At 35.0% G+C, this 18,086-nt stretch carries 13 protein-coding genes; 12 read left to right on the top strand and 1 reads right to left on the bottom strand.

What is annotated here, in order from left to right; all coding sequences use genetic code 11:
• Positions 1 to 96 precede the first annotated feature (96 nt).
• Genes Q0845_RS09395 through Q0845_RS09385 form a run of 3 tightly spaced genes read left to right on the top strand, consistent with a single transcriptional unit; the run spans position 97 to position 2,958 of the window.
• A complete protein-coding gene (locus Q0845_RS09395; protein ID WP_298512093.1) occupies positions 97 to 1,305 on the top strand; it encodes an aminotransferase class I/II-fold pyridoxal phosphate-dependent enzyme in 1,209 nt (402 codons plus the stop codon).
• A complete protein-coding gene (locus Q0845_RS09390) occupies positions 1,302 to 2,375 on the top strand; it encodes an acyl-CoA desaturase (RefSeq protein WP_298512091.1) in 1,074 nt (357 codons plus the stop codon). The genes Q0845_RS09395 and Q0845_RS09390 overlap by 4 nt, the downstream gene beginning before the upstream one ends.
• The gene (locus tag Q0845_RS09385) at positions 2,350 to 2,958 is read left to right on the top strand and encodes a hypothetical protein (RefSeq protein ID WP_298512088.1); all 609 of its coding nucleotides are present in this window, start codon (positions 2,350 to 2,352) and stop codon (positions 2,956 to 2,958) included. Before Q0845_RS09390 ends, Q0845_RS09385 begins: the two co-directional genes overlap by 26 nt.
• 2 nt (positions 2,959 to 2,960) lie before the next feature.
• On the opposite strand, the gene Q0845_RS09380 is transcribed toward Q0845_RS09385, so the two are convergent.
• Complete coding sequence (locus Q0845_RS09380; RefSeq protein ID WP_298512086.1) at positions 2,961 to 4,844, bottom strand: gliding motility-associated C-terminal domain-containing protein; 1,884 nt, start codon at positions 4,842 to 4,844, stop codon at positions 2,961 to 2,963.
• Positions 4,845 to 5,158: 314 nt separating this feature from the next.
• Here Q0845_RS09380 and Q0845_RS09375 point away from each other — a divergent pair, with 314 nt between their 5' ends.
• From Q0845_RS09375 to Q0845_RS09330, 9 genes are all read left to right on the top strand, one after another.
• On the top strand, positions 5,159 to 6,037 hold the full coding sequence (locus Q0845_RS09375; RefSeq protein WP_298512084.1) for a polysaccharide lyase family 7 protein: 879 nt from the start codon (positions 5,159 to 5,161) through the stop codon (positions 6,035 to 6,037).
• A 12-nt stretch (positions 6,038 to 6,049) separates the two neighbouring features.
• Positions 6,050 to 7,870 (top strand): T9SS type A sorting domain-containing protein, encoded by a 1,821-nt coding sequence (locus tag Q0845_RS09370; protein WP_298512083.1) that lies wholly within the window; start codon positions 6,050 to 6,052, stop codon positions 7,868 to 7,870.
• 95 nt (positions 7,871 to 7,965) lie between these two features.
• Entirely contained in the window at positions 7,966 to 10,020 is a 2,055-nt protein-coding gene (locus tag Q0845_RS27895; protein WP_367180653.1) for a polysaccharide lyase family 7 protein, read from the top strand.
• Positions 10,021 to 10,050: 30 nt separating this feature from the next.
• Positions 10,051 to 10,398, top strand: coding sequence for a cupin domain-containing protein (locus tag Q0845_RS09355; RefSeq protein ID WP_298512081.1), 348 nt, complete (start codon positions 10,051 to 10,053; stop codon positions 10,396 to 10,398).
• A gap of 253 nt (positions 10,399 to 10,651) precedes the next feature.
• Positions 10,652 to 13,714 (top strand): TonB-dependent receptor, encoded by a 3,063-nt coding sequence (locus Q0845_RS09350; protein WP_298512079.1) that lies wholly within the window; start codon positions 10,652 to 10,654, stop codon positions 13,712 to 13,714.
• 29 nt (positions 13,715 to 13,743) lie between these two features.
• Positions 13,744 to 15,165, top strand: coding sequence for a RagB/SusD family nutrient uptake outer membrane protein (locus tag Q0845_RS09345; protein ID WP_298512076.1), 1,422 nt, complete (start codon positions 13,744 to 13,746; stop codon positions 15,163 to 15,165).
• A gap of 20 nt (positions 15,166 to 15,185) precedes the next feature.
• Complete coding sequence (locus Q0845_RS09340) at positions 15,186 to 16,181, top strand: PKD domain-containing protein (protein WP_298512073.1); 996 nt, start codon at positions 15,186 to 15,188, stop codon at positions 16,179 to 16,181.
• Between the two features lies 1 nt (position 16,182).
• Complete coding sequence (locus Q0845_RS09335; RefSeq protein WP_298512070.1) at positions 16,183 to 17,085, top strand: polysaccharide lyase family 7 protein; 903 nt, start codon at positions 16,183 to 16,185, stop codon at positions 17,083 to 17,085.
• A 165-nt stretch (positions 17,086 to 17,250) separates the two neighbouring features.
• On the top strand, positions 17,251 to 17,952 hold the full coding sequence (locus Q0845_RS09330) for a FadR/GntR family transcriptional regulator (RefSeq protein WP_298512068.1): 702 nt from the start codon (positions 17,251 to 17,253) through the stop codon (positions 17,950 to 17,952).
• Positions 17,953 to 18,086 lie beyond the last annotated feature (134 nt).

Here is an 18,086-nt window from a genome sequence, read left to right as displayed (position 1 = left end):
TAATCTGTCCTAATTTATCACCGAATGAGGATTCTAGACATCCGCTAAAAACTGTCCATGTACTTTTATGTCATTACATTATAAAACGACATTACCATGGATATTTTTGAAAGAATACAACACCACAACGGACCGATAGGAAAACTGCAACATCTTATAGAAGGCGACTTTGCTTTTCCGAAACTCGAAGGGAAAATCTCCAATCATATTTTCTTTAAAAACAAAGAACTTATCTGCTGGAGTTACAATAATTATTTAGGCTTGGCAGGCTCAAAAGAAGTCGATAAGATTGATGCTTTTGCGCAAAAAAAATGGGGAATTACGTATCCGATGGGTTCTCGAATGATGACTGGCGATACACTTTTACATGATGAGTTTGAACAGAATATCGCTGATTTTGTTCATATGGAAAAAGCCTTACTTCTCAACTTTGGATATCAAGGAATGGTTTCTATTGTGGATGCTTTATTGTCTCCAAAAGATATCGTGATTTCCGACGAACAATGTCATGCATGTACAATTGATGGCATCCGATTGCATCGCGGAGAAAAACTAATCTTCAAACATAACGACATTCAAAGTCTGAAAGAACAATTACAGATTGCCACAAAACACACAAAAAAAACAAAAGGAGGCATTCTAGTAATTACCGAAGGTGTGTTTAGCATGTCGGGCGCGCAAGGAAAACTTAAAGAAATTTGTGATTTAAAAGAAACATACAACTTTAGACTTCTGGTAGATGATGCACATGGTTTTGGCGTGTTAGGACCCAAAGGAAACGGAACTGTTTGCGAACACAACTTAGAAGATAAGGTTGATTTATACTTTACCACTTTCACCAAATCTATGGCTTCTTTTGGTGCTATCATCGCTGGTAAAAAAGAAGTTATCAATTACTTTAAATACAATCTGCGTTCGCAAATGTTTTCAAAATCGTTGCCAATGCCCATTGTATATGGTTTGAACGAACGCCTAAAAATTATTGCAAAAGCAACACATCAGCGAGAAAAATTATTTTCAATTACAAAGTTGCTGCAACAAGGTTTACAAGAACGAAATCTGCTTTCAGATCATGTAGACAGTCACATTACACCAATTTATTTTAAGATACAAATGGAAGATGTGTTTCACCTTCAAAGAGAACTCGTTCACAATTTTGGCGTGTATTGCTCGGTAATTATTTATCCGGTTGTGCCTAAAGGAACTGTTATTTTCCGTCTAACTCCAACCTGTTTGCATACAGAAGCAGATGTACGCCACACGTTAGCGTCGTATGATAAGGTATTTCAAAAACATATGGCATGAACACAAAAGTAACATTTCCGAAAGAACCCGATTTCTTTTACAAAGAACTCTGTCAAGAAGTGCAATTGTATTTTGAAAAGAATGCTACAGACAAGTATGGAAATAGATTCCTCGTGAAAAAGTATATCATTTTAAAAGGCTTGTTTCTTTTAACCTATTTGCTCATTTTTTACGTTCAGCAAAGCAATCTTATATTTTTACTTTTTGGTATTCTTGGCGTGTTGGGCATCGTTTTAGCAATCAATATAGCACATGAAGCTATTCATGGAGTAGCACATTCCAACACGTGGATTAATTCCTATTTTAGCATGCAGTTAGATTTCATTGGAGCAAACTCATATACTTGGAAAAAACGACATCAATTTGGACATCATACATTTCCAAATACGTTAGGGAAAGATCCTGATATTACGCAAACTGATATTGTGAAAATTTTACCGAAAGCCACACACAAATCCTATCATAAATTTCAATACATTTATGTGCCATTTTTGTATGCTTTTTATACAATCAACTGGATTTACATTCGGGATTTTACAGACTTTTTTGCTAAAAATTCATTGCTTAAAAAGATTCCTGCTAAAGAATATCTAAAACTGATCCTTTTTAAAGGATGCTACCTCACAATTTTTATATTGCTTCCTATCTTATTTTCATCAGCCACCATCGTTCAAGTTTTGATGGGACATTTGATATTGCATATTGCTGCAAGTTACTTTTTAACCTTAGCACTCGTACCATCACATGTTTCGGAACACTCTGTTTTTGTAACACCAAATAGTGATGGAAAAATGCCGTATTCTTGGGCACATCATCAACTCATTACTACTACCGATTTTGCCACCAATAATTCATTGACAACTTGGTTGCTTGGCGGTTTTAATCATCATGTGGCGCATCATCTATTTCCAAAGGTTTCACATATTCATTATCCGAATATCACACCGATCATCAAACAGTTGGCAAAAAAATACGATTTGCCATATCATCATGAAAGCAGTGTTTTTCACGCGTATTTATCACATTTCAATCTATTAAAAAACAATGGAAAACAAGCAACTACTATCTAAAGCCGCACAATTGCATTATATACAACTTATCAGCAATCGATTCTTGAAAAATCCGAGAATGGCGTTATTGTTCAACAAAAACAAAAAAAGCTTTCAAAAAAATGTTTTTAACGCTGTCAACTATTGTTTTCGTGTAGCATTGAACAACAATGGCGTGTATGTTGCCGAAAATAAAAAAACGATCGTGTTGTTTTATGAGCATCAAAAATTAAAAAAAACTTTTGGTGATTTCTGCAGATATCTCAACGTAGTAAAAGGCATTCCATTGACGAACATAAAAAAAGTATTGCAGCATGAAAAAGAAGTCAAAAAACACAAACTGAAACTAGACAATTATATTTATGTTTGGTTCATTGCGCAGGAAGAAGGTTATGGAAGTCTAGAAGGATTAAATGAAATTAATAAAATGCTTTTTAGACTTTCAGAGACAAACAAACTGCCTATTCTTTTTGAAACTTCTGATATTCGCTTGCTTCGTTTTTACAAACATGTAGGTTTTGATGTGTACAAAAAACTCAAAAACGAAGAAGAAACGATTTACTTCTTTGCGGATAAACAAACATTAGAAAAACACAAATACTAAATTTACCTTTTTACATAAACCCAACCATTGTATACTTCTTGATTTTCATCAGTAATTACATAAAAATAAGTTCCTGTTGGCACAATATTTCCGTTTTTATCTTGTCCGCTCCATTCGTTTTTATAATTGCGCGCTTGGAATACTTCTACTCCATTTCTGTTAAAGATTTTTACGCTCGTAGCTTTTAACCAAGAAATATCGAAAGTATCATTGAGTCCATCGTTATTTGGGGAAATCCCTCGTGGAATGATACAATTTTCATTGATTTCAATATTGAATTCTTTAATATCATAACACAAACTTGAATTACTGTTTTCAAGTCTGGCATACATTGTTACTTGATTAGAAAAAGATGTATAGTTAGTGTCCAATGGATTGCTTCCATTTTCGGCATCTTCTTGATTTTCATGATACGAAACCACAAAATTTGAATTGGTTTGATTCCCTAATACATCAGTATTGAATTGAGATAGATTAATTTCCTGATTTTCAACTTCACATAAAGTAACATCAGAAATTGGTGGAATTATGGGAACTTCGAAAACTGTAATTTCTTGAGAAAATGTTTGTAATCCTTGACATTCTGAATCGATATCTAAAAAAACGGTATACGTACCTGGCGCTTCATATATATGTTCAGGAAACTCTGTTGTTGCGGTAGTTCCATCTCCAAAACTCCATAAGTATGATGAAACATTTGTACTTGTAGTAAACGAAAAAGTTGCCACTTCTCCCAAACAAACATTTGTTGTATTAAGACTTACTTCAGTTTCAAATATTGATTGTATAAATGTAGGTAATCCTAAAGAGACTTGATTTCCATTTAATGACACACCTGAATTAGTATAGCCAGCTCCCATTCCTACAATATTGGGATTTTCTATAACATCTAAAAATGTAGTACCGGCATTTGCTATATAAACTTTATTGTCAGGACCTAACTGTACAGCTCCTAAATTACTGAAACCCTCATATAATATTGTACTGGAATTAATAATATCTATTGCATTGTCAAAAGAAAGATCAAATTGATACATTTTGGACATCCCAAAAAGATTAAAATCACTCACATATAACAGTTGACTATTTGGTGAAAAATCTACTCCATAAGCACCTCCATAATCATTATGAAAAATATCTCCAATCTGTATTGGATTGGAAATAATACCTGTTGCGGTATCAAAGTCAAAAATCTCCATATAACTCACATCTATACTTGCTCTGGCAATTGCAGACACAATCTTTTTACCATTGGGTGAAATTTTTAAATACCCAAAAGGATTTACATGCGTTGATCCTAGAGTTGATATTACTGGACTGGTATTAACTCCTGCATTCGTTACTTCATAACTCAAAAAATTAGTATTCAAATCATGACTCACAATCCAAAAATCAACTCCGTTACAATGTCGAACCGCTGTCACCTTTTCGGTCGTTGGTGTACGCAGCAGAACATTTTTTACGCTTGTAACATCTCCATTTCCGCCATTAAGTGTTAAGTCTACTTCAGAAAAACGAAGTCCATTAACTCCCGCAAAATCATCAACGGTAAAAACGTAATAAATATCAGAATCACCAGGTTTAGGCACTATCACTGCCGATTGCGTACTAGAACTATCTCCTAGTAACTCAGTTCCATTAGGCATAATACTGTGATTTTTATCCCACACAGTAATTCCATCCGTATAAAACAAGAGTTGGCCATTTGCATCAGCCATTGTTGCACATCCTTCTCCAGTATTCAATTGTCCATCATTTATAGCAACAGGAACTCCTGAATTAAAATCTAATCCTGCATTTCTGCCAAAGTACCAAATATTGGCTTCTCCTTGTGCTAGTGTAAATGAAAAAGTAAGTAAGAATAGTGTGGTAACGGGTAATTTCATAATCGTGTTTACCTATACAGATGATTAATATGTTAAATAGTTGCGTCTTACCGTACATCTTTTCCTAAAACAAGGGTGAAAACGTTCAAAACTAAAGCCCAAAAATTAGGGTTTTAAAACTGTCGATGCTTTTATAACTTCTAATGTGTGATGTATTCATTTCTTACAATCCTACACCACAAAAATTTGCAACATTCAGAAATATGACTATATTTGGTAAACCAATCTGGTTAACCAATTTTGAAATGCGCAAAAAACCACCTTATAAAAACCGTTTAGGAAAGATCCTTTTTCTGTTGTCAATAGCACTAATTATGGCTAATTGCTCTAGTAATGACGAACTAGATCGTCCAACTTCTACTTCGACAGAAACTCCATCTAATGAAACTCCTAACGAGACCCCAACAACAATAAACTATGCTGATATTAACTTTTCAAATTGGAAAGTTACACTTCCGGTAGATGAAAATAATAATGGAAAACCTGACGAATATCAACCTGATGAGTTGGTCAATTTTGGATACCAAACATTAACTCCTGTACAACCTTTTATGTATGATGATACAGAAGATGAATCGCTTGTTTTTTATACCTATCCTGAATCATCTACTACAAATAGTTCGTATTCGCGTACAGAATTGCGCGAATTGATCAATCCATCAAATGCACGAGAAAATTGGACTTTGGCTGAAGGCGGCACCATGAAAGGCCGTTTAAAAGTTGCTTCCGTATCTCAAGACACTAATTCCAGCGACGAATTTCATGACGTAATTATCATGCAAATTCACGGAATCATTTCAGAAGAAGATATGGCAATACATGGTTTTTCTGGAAATAACGGTCCACCATTATTAAAAATTTACTGGAAGGATGGATATATATGGTCACACAAAAAATCGTTGGTTGACGAATCTACTTCAGGAGATGCGCTATTAACGACTTCTAATACAATTTGGACAGACATCAAACGCAACCTTGGATACGTTGGATATGATGCTTTCGATTTCGAAATTATCGCTTCCAATGCACGATTAAGCGTCCAACTCAATAACGAAACACCTTATGTATATGAAGATGTAAGTTTAGATAAATGGCCTTTTGAAAACTATTTCAAAGCAGGCAATTATTTGATTACTACAGATGCAAATGCATTCTCATATATCAAATACTATAATTTATATATAACGCATTAAACACAGAGAAATATGAAACTAAGACTACTATTTATATCAATACTTTTTGCGAGTTTTGCGCATTCACAAACAACACTTACTTTAGGTACAGATACTGCATCTTCGGCAACTAGAGGTCCTTTTCAACGTTCTAATAGCGGCTCAAGTTCTGTATATTCTCGTGCCAGTATCTTATATACTGCCACAGAATTGGCATCTTTATCTCCTTCTGCAACCATATCTCAAATAAATTTTGATTTGGGTTCTACAAATATCATAACAGCTTCTGGTGATGCTACGATGACCATATACATGAAAAACTCAAGCGCTACAGAAGTAGTTGCAGACGGTAGTTCTTGGACAGATGCAATAAATGGAGCTACAATTGTTGGTACATATACTTTTAATACCACAAACAATTTTCCTGGCACGGAAGGATTTATGAGTTTTGTTTTATCTACAGGATTTAATTATACAGGTGGAGCTTTAGAAATTGCTGTCGATTGGGATAGTTCTAATCTAGTTCCTTTAGATGCTGGACAACCAAATGTATTATTCTCAGGTGATGGTTCATTAAATTGGCATTGGAGCAATACAACGCATCAATCTCTTAATTACAGAGCAGGATCTTCATCGGCACCAACGACATTAACCAATAGAAAAGCACAACGTGTAAATACACAAATTGTATATAGCGGATCAACTACAGGACCAACAACAGGTCAAGTAATTGGAGAATTTCCTATAATGGACGGTGGTATGGAATCACAAACAGCAGGGAATATGAGTTCTGCAGGAAGTGGTCAAACAGGTACGGCTCAAACTGCATGGACAGTATCATCAACAGGTAATTCTGCAGTTAGAGATATGACAAATGATGCTATGTTAGCAAGAACAGGAGATTTCTCAGCAGCATTCGGAATTGATGCTGGAGCTACAAATTTAAGATTACAAAGTCCTTCAACACAGACACCAAACTTATTGCAAACTGGCACTGAATATACCGTGCAGTTTTTTTATAACGCTAGTGCCGATCCAGGAAATGATTTAGATCCTGGAATCTATCTAAACAACACATCTGGTTCAAATACAACAAACAAAACTGACGATCCAGCTTTTGTAGCTAATACTTGGGTAAAAACGTATGGAACAGTTACAACTGGCGCAAACTTTAATGCATCTCATTGGGCAGTAGCTAGAATGAGTGGTAGTAATTTAACGCAAGTAAGAGTTGATGATTTTGTAGTGTATTCTGGAGCGTATGATAACACTCCACCAAACGATCCAACGGCAGGTACGTACGCTAATAATTCTGGTACGGCTGCTATTGGCTGGACAGCTCCTTCGAGCGGTGTTGACAATGGTGGTTATGTTGTAATTAAATACACCTCAGCACCAAATCCAGACAATGATCCAAGTCAAAATGGTATTTACGAATACGGAAATACAACGACCAACGGAACAGGAGCACTTACTGGCACTGTAATTTATATCGGTACAGACACAAGTTTTACAGATATCTATGCTACAGGAAATCACTATAAGATTTACGCTGTTGACAAAGCTTTCAACTATTCAAACGAAATTGTAGTTTCTGATGCTACTTTAAGTCTAGACGAAACTGAAACTTCCGTTTTCAGATTATATCCAAATCCAAGCAAAGGCACTTTAAATATTCAAACAAATACGAATGATGCCATTTCAGTACGTATCTACAGTATGTTAGGAAGAGAAGTATTAAATGCTGATAAAGTGACGAATACTATTGATATTTCTAGTCTTAACAACGGAATGTATCTAGTTAAAATAGAAACGAATAATGGAAGTATCACTAAAAAAATAATCAAAGAGTAATTTTTCAATCATAATAAAGGGTTATTTTATGGAATGTATGCTGATTAAATTAAAAAGCATAACCATTACAATGATTACCAAACAAAATAAATAATATGAGGTTCAAAATATCCAAATCAGCTTATGTCTTTTATCCGTTAATGATGAGTGCTATGTTGCTATTGACTTGCTGTGCTGATAATAAAAAACAAAATGCTACTAGCAAAAATGAAAATGTAGCAAAAAGCGTGAAAGCACAAGATGTCATCCCATTTTTTCAACATTGGAATTTAATCTTAGGTGATGGTTCTAATATAGGAAAGGCAACTGATTATGAGCACAAAAAATTCTTCTATACTGCAAACGATAACAATGAAAATTGGGTTGTATTTAAATCACCAAATGCAGGAAACACGCATGGAACTTCCAACAATACAAGAACGGAACTGGCGCAACTAAAAAAGTGGACACCAATGACAGAAGCTACCATGAATGCAACACTAAAAGTAATGAATGTTGCTACCACAGGTGATGCGCGAGTTGCAGCAACGTATTCAGTAGTTGTAGGACAAATTCACAGTGCGGATGGACATGAAAATGAACCTTTAAAAATATTCTACAAAAAATTCCCAGGACACACTAAAGGTTCTGTATTTTGGAATTACGAAATTAATACCGCAGGCGATGATAACTCTGGAAGATGGGATTACTCCTATCCTATTTGGGGTTATGACTTTTCAGTAGTTGGAACGGATAAAAACACCTATCCACCTGAACCAAAAGATGGAATTGCATTAGGCGAAGAGTTCAGCTATAACGTAGAAATTAAAGACGGAATGATGCATTTAACCTTCACGAGCGAAGGACATGAAACTAAAACATTTACTAAAAACTTGATCGTTTCTGAATATACAAAACAATCAGATACGCCAGAACAGGTACAAAATCTCTTTATTCCCATAGGTCAAGACGGTGTAGAACGCGAAAAAGCATATGCAGAAGAAGGTCTCTTTTTTAAGCTCGGTTGCTACAATCAAACCAATGGAAAAGCACCTAAAGTAAATAAAGTTTGGTGTTCGGGTGCAGAAACGCATGGTGGTGACATTGCAAAACAATATGCCGATGGAAATTACGCTGAGGTTTGGTTTAAATCTGCCAATATCGAAATCAGTGATAATGCTATCTCTAATGCAGGATATTTCACAGCAAATGACGGATTGAGCAAAAAAGTAGTTTATCCAAGTGAGGTAATTCCTTTTATGGATAAATTTAAAATTTTAATGGGAGATGGAACAAATGTGGACAATCTTATCAACGTTGAACATAAAGATTTCTTCTATACTGTTATTGATGGTACCAGACGTTGGGTAGTTTACAAAACACCTAATTCGGGAGTTACTTCAAAAAACTCAAGCAATACCCGAACAGAATTACAAGAAAAAAGAGAATGGACACCAGAAGAAGGCGGCAAACTAACTGGAACCTGTAAAGTAATGCAAGTTTCCACTTCTGGAGATCCAAGAGTTGCAGCATCTTATTCAACAGTAGTTGGACAAATTCACAGTGGTGAAGGACACGAAAATGAACCACTAAAAATATTCTACAAAAAATTCCCAGGACATACCAAGGGATCTGTTTTTTGGAATTATGAAATCAATACCGCAGGCGATGACAACTCTGGAAGATGGGATTTTTCAAGTGCTATTTGGGGACATGATATGTCTGTCATTGGAACCAGTAAAACAGATTTTCCTGCTGAACCTGAAGATGGAATCGCATTAGGAGAAGAATTTAGCTATGAAGTAAATGTATACAAAGGAATTATGTACCTCACCTTTACAAGTGAAGGTCATGAAACAAAAACATTTACCAAAAATCTAATCAAATCTGAATACGTAGATAAATCAGATTTGCCAGCGCAAGTCAAAAAATTATTTGTTCCTATAGGACAAGATGGTACTGAACGCTCTATCGCGTATAGCGGAGAATTAAATTATTTCAAGCAAGGTGCATACAATCAAACCAACGGAAAAAGTCCTGAAAAAAATATGGTTTGGTGTGCTGGAGCAGAAACTTATGGAGGTGACATTGCCAAACAATACGAAAACGGCTGCTATACTGAAGTATGGTTTAGAGAAGCAACCGTAGGTCCTGGAACACTACCAAAATAAATCGATTAAAAAACATAAAAAGATACTAATATGAAAACATTTGGAGCAAGTAAAGAATTTATTTTAGACAAAGACCTTGAATGGGAAACCGTTGGCGAAGGTGTAAAAAGAAAAATTATGGGTTATGATGATAAAATCATGCTTGTAAAAGTACACTTCGATAAAGGAGGCATCGGATATAAACACGAACACTACCACAGCCAAGTTACCTATGTGGAAAGCGGTACGTTTGAATTCTCTATCGGAGAAGAAACTAAAGTTGTAAAAGGTGGAGACACAGTTTACATACCACCTCATGTATTACACGGTGCCGTTTGTACTGAAGAAGGAATATTAATAGATGTTTTTAGTCCTATCCGTGAAGACTTTATGGAATAATCAAAATTAATTTTTATTTAACAAATAATTAATATATATTTGGTAAACCAATCTGGTTAACCAGTTTTTTAACCACAAAAAAAGGACAGGTGCACGCCTATCCTTTTTGGTGTATTACTTCTTTCGGAGGGAAGTAAAATTATACATAATTACTTATTGTAACATGCATATTGCAAAAATACGAAAAATTTTAGCAGTAGAAACAAGGCTTTAAGTGATTAGTTGAATATTAACTAATTAAAAAAACCTAATTATGAATTTAAAAACTAAGCTTACCTGTATTGTAATGCTCCTCTTTTGCATTTCAATATATGCGCAGGAATCCTATCTTCTCAAGGGAAAAGTAGTTGACAAATCAGACAACCAACCTATTCCTGGTGCAAATATTCAGGTGGTTAAAACATCAAAAGGTACCTCTACCAATTTTGATGGTAATTATCAAATTGAAGTAAAAAAAGGTGATATATTACAATTTTCCTATGTTGGTTATACTTCTCAAACAGTGATTATTGATGCTCAGAAAACTTTAGATGTTGCCTTAGTAGAAGATGCAAATGCATTAGATGAAGTTGTTGTTGTTGGTTACGGTACGAGAAAAAAGAAACACTTAACAGGTGCAATGTCTACTTTAAGCGTAAAAGATAAAGGTTTAGATAAAATTGCAGTATCAAGACTAGATGATGCCCTTGTGGGACAAGTTGCAGGTTTAAATGTTGCAGCTACAGAAGGAGAAGCTGGTTCGGACCCAACTATTCGTGTACGTGGTGTCGGTTCTCTTAATGGAGATTCTGCTCCTTTAATTGTTATTGATGGATTGGTAGTAGACAGTGATTTCCTTGGAAATTTAGACATGAATGAAGTTGAAACCTTCGATGTTCTTAAAGATGCTGCTTCTACAGCAATTTATGGTTCTCGTGGTGCCAATGGTGTAATACAGATTACAACAAAACAAGGTAAAGATGGAAAAACCTCATTTTCTTACAATACCTTTTTTGGTTTTAAAGAAGCGAGACAAAGTGACGATTACTACTTTACTGTAGCAGAAACCGTAGCTGCTGAACAAGCTGCAACAGGAACACTTTCCAACAGAACTGCTTACAAACAATTACTTACACAAACTACTGGTATTGACAGAGATTGGCAAGATGTCATCTTTGAAGGTGGAACTATTACTACACACTCATTCAATGCACGTGGAGGAAATAAAAACACAAAATTTAGTGCTTCATTAGGATACAATCATGATGAAGGAGTATTGTTAACAGATGATTATAAGCGTTACAATGCCAGATTAAAATTGGACACAAAACTGAGTGATAAAATAAAGATCGGAGTTAACTTTGCTCCATCATATACTAGAAGAAGACGTTTTGACGGTTCAACACACGATATTTTAAGACAAACGCCATGGTTACCATTATATCATGATGCTAATTCTATTCAGTTCGTAGATTTCAATACCTATCCAAATGTTCAAGTTGGAGATTATGCAATTCAAAGACATTTTGACAACTACGATTTATTTGGCGATGGTTCAGTTTTACAAGATATTAGTAATACATCGAACACAAACCCAGCAGCAAAAGTATTAGAGCGTGATAGAAATGATTATAAATTCAAATTAGCAGGTCTTTTCTACGGTGAATACAAAATCACTAATGGTTTAAGATTTAGAGCAACGCTTGGTGGTGACTATCAAAACACATTTAGAAATAGATGGCAAGGAGTTCAATCGAACAGAAATGGTGCAGCAGCAGCAAGCTATTTTGAATCTAATGAAAACAGAATCCACACATTGTCTGAAGGATATTTTACGTACGACAAAGCTTTTGGAGGACATGAATTAAATGCCGTTTTAGGAGCATCTGCTGAAAGATGGGAATGGCAAGGAGACAGCGCTCTTGGATCTGGATACACATCAGATTTAGTACAGACATTAAGTGCAGCTACTGTTTTAAATGAAATACAATCTTATAGATATGAAGAAGGTTTCTCTTCGTTCTTTGCAAGAGTAAATTATGCTTATGAAGACAAATACTTAGCTTCATTAAGTTACAGACGAGATGGTAGTTCTATTTTTGGAGTTGACAATAAATATGGAGATTTCCCATCTGCTTCTGTTGGTTGGGTAGTTTCTGAAGAAGATTTCTTAAATGAAAGTGAATTTTTAAGCACTTTAAAACTAAGAGCGAGTTATGGTGTTACTGGAAACAAAGATATTGATACTGGAAACAACCTTACAGATTTATATCCTTCAATCTCATTATTAGGAACAGACAATTACAACTCTCAAGCTGCCTTTGTAGCGCTTAACATTGCAAACCCTGAATTACAATGGGAAAGATTGATAGAATTCAACCCAGGAATTGACTTTGGACTCTTTAACAACAGAATTATTGGTTCTTTAGATTACTATACGAGAACCAGTGATCAACTTTTACTATTCAACCCAGTGCCTTCATCCACAGGTTTTTCTGCCGCGTTAGAAAATTTAGGAGAAGTTAGAAACTCAGGTATTGAATTAGAAATTACATCTCGAAACATTTCTACTGAAGACTTTAGATGGTCAACAACCGTAGTTGCTTCTCACAATAAAAATGAACTATTAGATTTTGCTGATTCTAACGGACAAATTCAAAATGTAGATAGTAAAAGAGCTGCAGAATGGATCAACTTAGTAGGAAATCCAATTTCATCATATTATGGTTGGGTTGTAGATCGTGAAATTCCTATCGAATTTATCAACGATCCTTATCACCCAGCAGGTGGACAAGCACAAGATGTATATGTAAAAGATTTAAATGGTGATGGACTTATCGATGACGACGATAAAACAATCTTAGGAAGTCCATATCCAGACTTAGTATGGAGTATTTCAAACAATTTCAGATACAAAGATTTTGACTTAAGCTTTATGTTTCAAGGAAGTCATGGTGCCGAAATTCGTAACATGGGAGATCAATACTTATTCAACCACTTTAACAGTGCACAAGATTTCAATACAACGACGACACCAGACCAAGGTTTCATCAAAGAAAAAATCTTTACAGATGCTATCATACAAGACGCAAGCTACATTGCACTTCGTAATGTAACATTAGGGTACAATCTTCCTAGTGACATCGCGAACAGATTTGGCGTGTCTACATTCAGAATATATGCAACAGGACAAAATCTAATGTATCTTACCGCGAGCGATTATACTGGATTTAATCCAGAGTCAATTAATAACACAAGTGCAACTACTTATGGATATCAGCGTGCTGGTTCACCTATATTTAGTACTGTATCTTTTGGTTTAAACGTACAATTTTAAAATAGTAAGATTTATAAAAACATTTAATTATGAAACAATTAAAATATATAGGTTTATTGATGTTAGTGATAGGCTTTCAGTCTTGTCATAAAGACCTCCTTGAACCAGTACCAGAAGCGGCAGTAAGTAGTGAAAATTACTTTTTAAATGATGACCAAATTGAAACAGGTGTTGTTGCCATTTATGATGCAATACAAGGAGTAAACTCTACGAGTCTAAATGACAATCGTGGTGTACAACAAGAGTTTTATGTCACAGAAATGCGTAGTGATAATACCAGAACGAAGAATCAAGAAGGAGAAGCTGCACAGTTTGAAAGCTATGCTATCACTCCAAACAACGGTATTGTAGAAAACTACTATAGAAGTTGCTACAGTACTATTTTCAGAGCCAATTTGGTATTAGAAAATCTTGGAAATGCATCTAGCGGAATGTCTCCAATTTTTGAAGGAGAAGCAAAATTTGCTAGAGCGTATAGTTACTTTAACTTAGTACGTCTTTTTGGAGATGTGCCTTTAGTAGACAGAACGATTACGCCACAAGAAGATGAAATTGCTTTCACAAGAGTTGCTACGGCTACTATTTACAATTTAATCGTAAGCGATTTAGAAACTGCTGCTGCTAACTTAAGCAACGGTGAATACACAAGAGCTTCAAAAGCATCTGCAGAAGCATTACTAGCAAAAGTGCATTTGACACTTGGAAACTATTTGGAAGCACAAGTTCTTTGTGAAAACGTAATGACTTACGGATATAGTTTAGAACCTAACTTCAATGATATCTTTTATAATGAAGGAAACAACGAAGTTATCTTTTCAATTGCTTATACACAAGGTATAGAAGCAGATAGTCAAGATTTCTCTGCGGAATTTATGAATGGTGTTGGACGTACGGTTGGTGTAAACTACGTTACCGAAGATGCTGCTGCATTTTTAGATACTAATGGTGGAGACAGAACGCCTTTTTCATACCGTATTGATCCGTTACAACCAACACAAAGACAAGTTGTAAAGTATCTACCAAACGGTGAAGATGGTGGCGATAATGGAAATGTATTTGCATCAGATGCTACTTTATCTGGGAACGACTGGGTTGTAATAAGATATGCTGATGTATTATTAATGCATGCAGAAGCAATCTTAGCTGGAAACCAAGAAACAACAAATACTGCGGCAATAACATCGTTCCAAACGGTACGAAACAGAGCAGGTTTAACCGCTGCTGTAACTTCTATTACAAAACAAGAATTACTAGACGAAAGACGTGCTGAGTTAGCTTTTGAAAACCAACGTTTATTTGATTTAATGCGTTTTGGAGAAGCACAAGCAGTATTATCAGACTTATCTGCTGCCAACAATTATTCATTTACTGCAACAGATTTATTATTACCTATTCCACAGCGTGAAATAAATCTTAGTAATGGTGTAATGACTCAAAATCCAGGCTATTAAAATTTAAAAAGATATATATTATGAAAAAAACAATAAAAATATTTGGTATCGCATTCCTGCTTATAGGTGGGCTTGTATATCAGTCTTGTGACATTGATAAATTTGAGCCACTAGGAGAAAACTCAATTGCAGATGCAACACCTCCGCAAGCAGACTTCTCGTTTACACAAGGACAAGGAGCTGCAGAAGAATGGAAAGATTATACATTTGCCAACCTATCTACAAGTGCTACTATGTATGCGTGGGATTTTGGAGATGGAAATACCTCTACAGATATTGATGGAGCAAACACATATCCAGGAGAAGGAACATATACGGTAACCTTAACAGCTTCTGATGCATTAGGTGTAACAAGTACATTTACACAAACCGTCGAAGTAGTAGAACCAGAAGCTCCGTTAGTGGCAGATCCTGTTTTAGTTAACTTTGACTTTAACAAACTGCCAAAATCATCAGGATCTGATTGCTCATGTGCTGGTTGGATTAACAAAGAAATTGGAGAACAAGGAGAATCGAGTTCTGGTAATGGAGGTTCTGACAATGTTGTAAAATTTGACAACAACGAACCTGATCATGTATATCAAGAATTTGCTGTAACACCAAATGCTGATTATACAATTACCATTGTAACTTCTTTCAAAGCGCCAACTGGTGGAGCATTCCCTAGCATGCTTGAATTAAGAGTTTTAGCTGGTTCAGGATACGAAGCTGGATATACACCAACATATTATACAGATACGGTTTTAATGCCGCAAGGTAATAGCGATACAGGTACTTGGGGTTACAGAACTGTAGCACAAGTAGAAGATCCTGCAAACAATCTGTTAGTAGAAGTACAATCTAACCCATCTGACGATAGTTATTTCTCATATACTTACTCATTCAATGCTGGAGCTAATGATAGTGTTGCACTCTTCATTAGAGGTATTGGAGGCGATAGCATAGGAGATTACAACTACACAGGTGGAGATGAGGAAATTAGAGCTGATATTGTAACAATTACTGCTGTAAACTAATATGAAATTAAGAACGTTATTCATACTATTCTTTGCTTTTCACCTTAGCATTGGTTTTGCACAGTCACATGAGACTACCAAAGCTGAAGTAAAAAAGGAGAAAAAACGTAAAAGAAAAAAACGTAAGAAGAAGTATAAATTACCTAAAATTGATTTATCGCATTGGAAAGTGACAACACCTGCGGGGAACGGAAAGAAACCGCAGGAAGTGTCACCACCAGAAATACTAGAGTATGCCACCAATGAAGATTTAAAACCGTACATGTACAATGATTCGGTTCGTGGTGCAATTGTTTTCTATGCATATCCAAGTAAAGCAACAACGGCAAATACCAAGTATTCGCGTTCGGAGTTGCGAGAGCAAATGGAACCTGGAAACAATAGTGTCAATTGGACATTCAAGCAAGGTGGAATTATGAAAGGGAAACTGGCAATGGATGAAGTCTCTCGTGATAAAAATGGAAAATATCACAAGGTAATTATCATGCAAATTCATGGTCGTCTTACTAATGAACAACGTGATCTTATAGGTCAAAAAGACAACAATGCCCCGCCAATGTTAAAAATATACTGGCAAGATGGTAAAATACGTGTCAAAACAAAAGTCCTAAAAAATTTGAATGCTACCGATGAAGAAATGCTTCATGAAGATGCTTGGGGAAATGACAAAGGATTTACATTCAAAGAAAAAGTAGGCTTTAAAAAATTTAGACTCGAAGTAAGAGTCAGTGAAGGAAAAATGACAATAGTTCTAAATAATAACGAATTCAAAACCTATGAAAACGTTCACATGAGAAAATGGGGAATCTTTGAAAATTATTTCAAAGCCGGCAACTATTTTCAATCTCGTGATGAAGGCTCATATGCAAAAGTTCGCTATTACACTTTAGAAGTAACACATTAATAATGAAGTTAATTTAATTTGGATTGAGCTTTTTATTGGATTTTACTGATCTAAAATAGGTCAGTAAGATTCAATTAAAGATTTCTATAAATGTTAATGTATATTGTTGATTTATTTTTAAATTTAACATACTAAATCTGGTTAACCAATTACAGTCACTAGCGTATGAAATTAGACATAGTTACAAGAACAGAAACAGCAGATGTTCAAAATACAATTATTGCAAAAATTCGCGATTTAATTAATGCAAAGAATTTAGAACCTGGTGACAAACTTCCATCAGAACGCATGCTTTCTGAAAAGTTTGGGGTAACACGTAGCAATGTTAGAGAAGCCATTCAAAAACTTGAATTCTATGGTCTGTTAAAATCAATTCCACAAAGTGGAACCTTTGTAGCTAATATTGGAGTCATTGCCATGAATGGTATGATTGAAGATATTTTACGACTAGAAGAACCAGATTTCAAATCACTTGTAGAAACCAGAATTTTATTAGAATTAAAAACAGCACGCTTAGCTGCATTGCGAAGAACTGATGAAGATCTTTACAAAATGAAAGAAGCGTTGGATGCGTTTAAGGAAAAAGTACTGAATGGTGAAGATGCTGTACAAGAAGACTTACTATTTCACTTAGCTATAGCAAAAGCTTCTGGCAACAGTACCATGAATACTTTCATGTTGATTATAACACCAGAAATCATTACAAATTTTGAAAAATATCATGTCTGTGATAAAGATCTAGCAGAATCTGGAATTATAGAACATCAAAATATTTTTAATGCAATTAGGGATCAAAAACCACAATTGGCTAAACAAAAAATGAAAGAACACTTTAAAATGCTCTATCAATACTGTTATAACATTTAAAAAAGTATAGACAATTTTGAAGATGCACGACTTCAATAATGTCAAAAAAGTAAGGAGGGAACGTAATTTTATCGATAGAAACGTAGCATACATTTCTTCACAATACAATTACTCAGAACAAAATATAAAGCAAC

This window comes from uncultured Kordia sp., from assembly GCF_947489565.1.
In the GTDB taxonomy this organism is placed as follows: Bacteria; Bacteroidota; Bacteroidia; order Flavobacteriales; family Flavobacteriaceae; genus Kordia.
The sequence above is the reverse complement of the archived record's forward strand: the minus strand, read 5'-3'. Positions and strand labels throughout refer to the sequence as shown.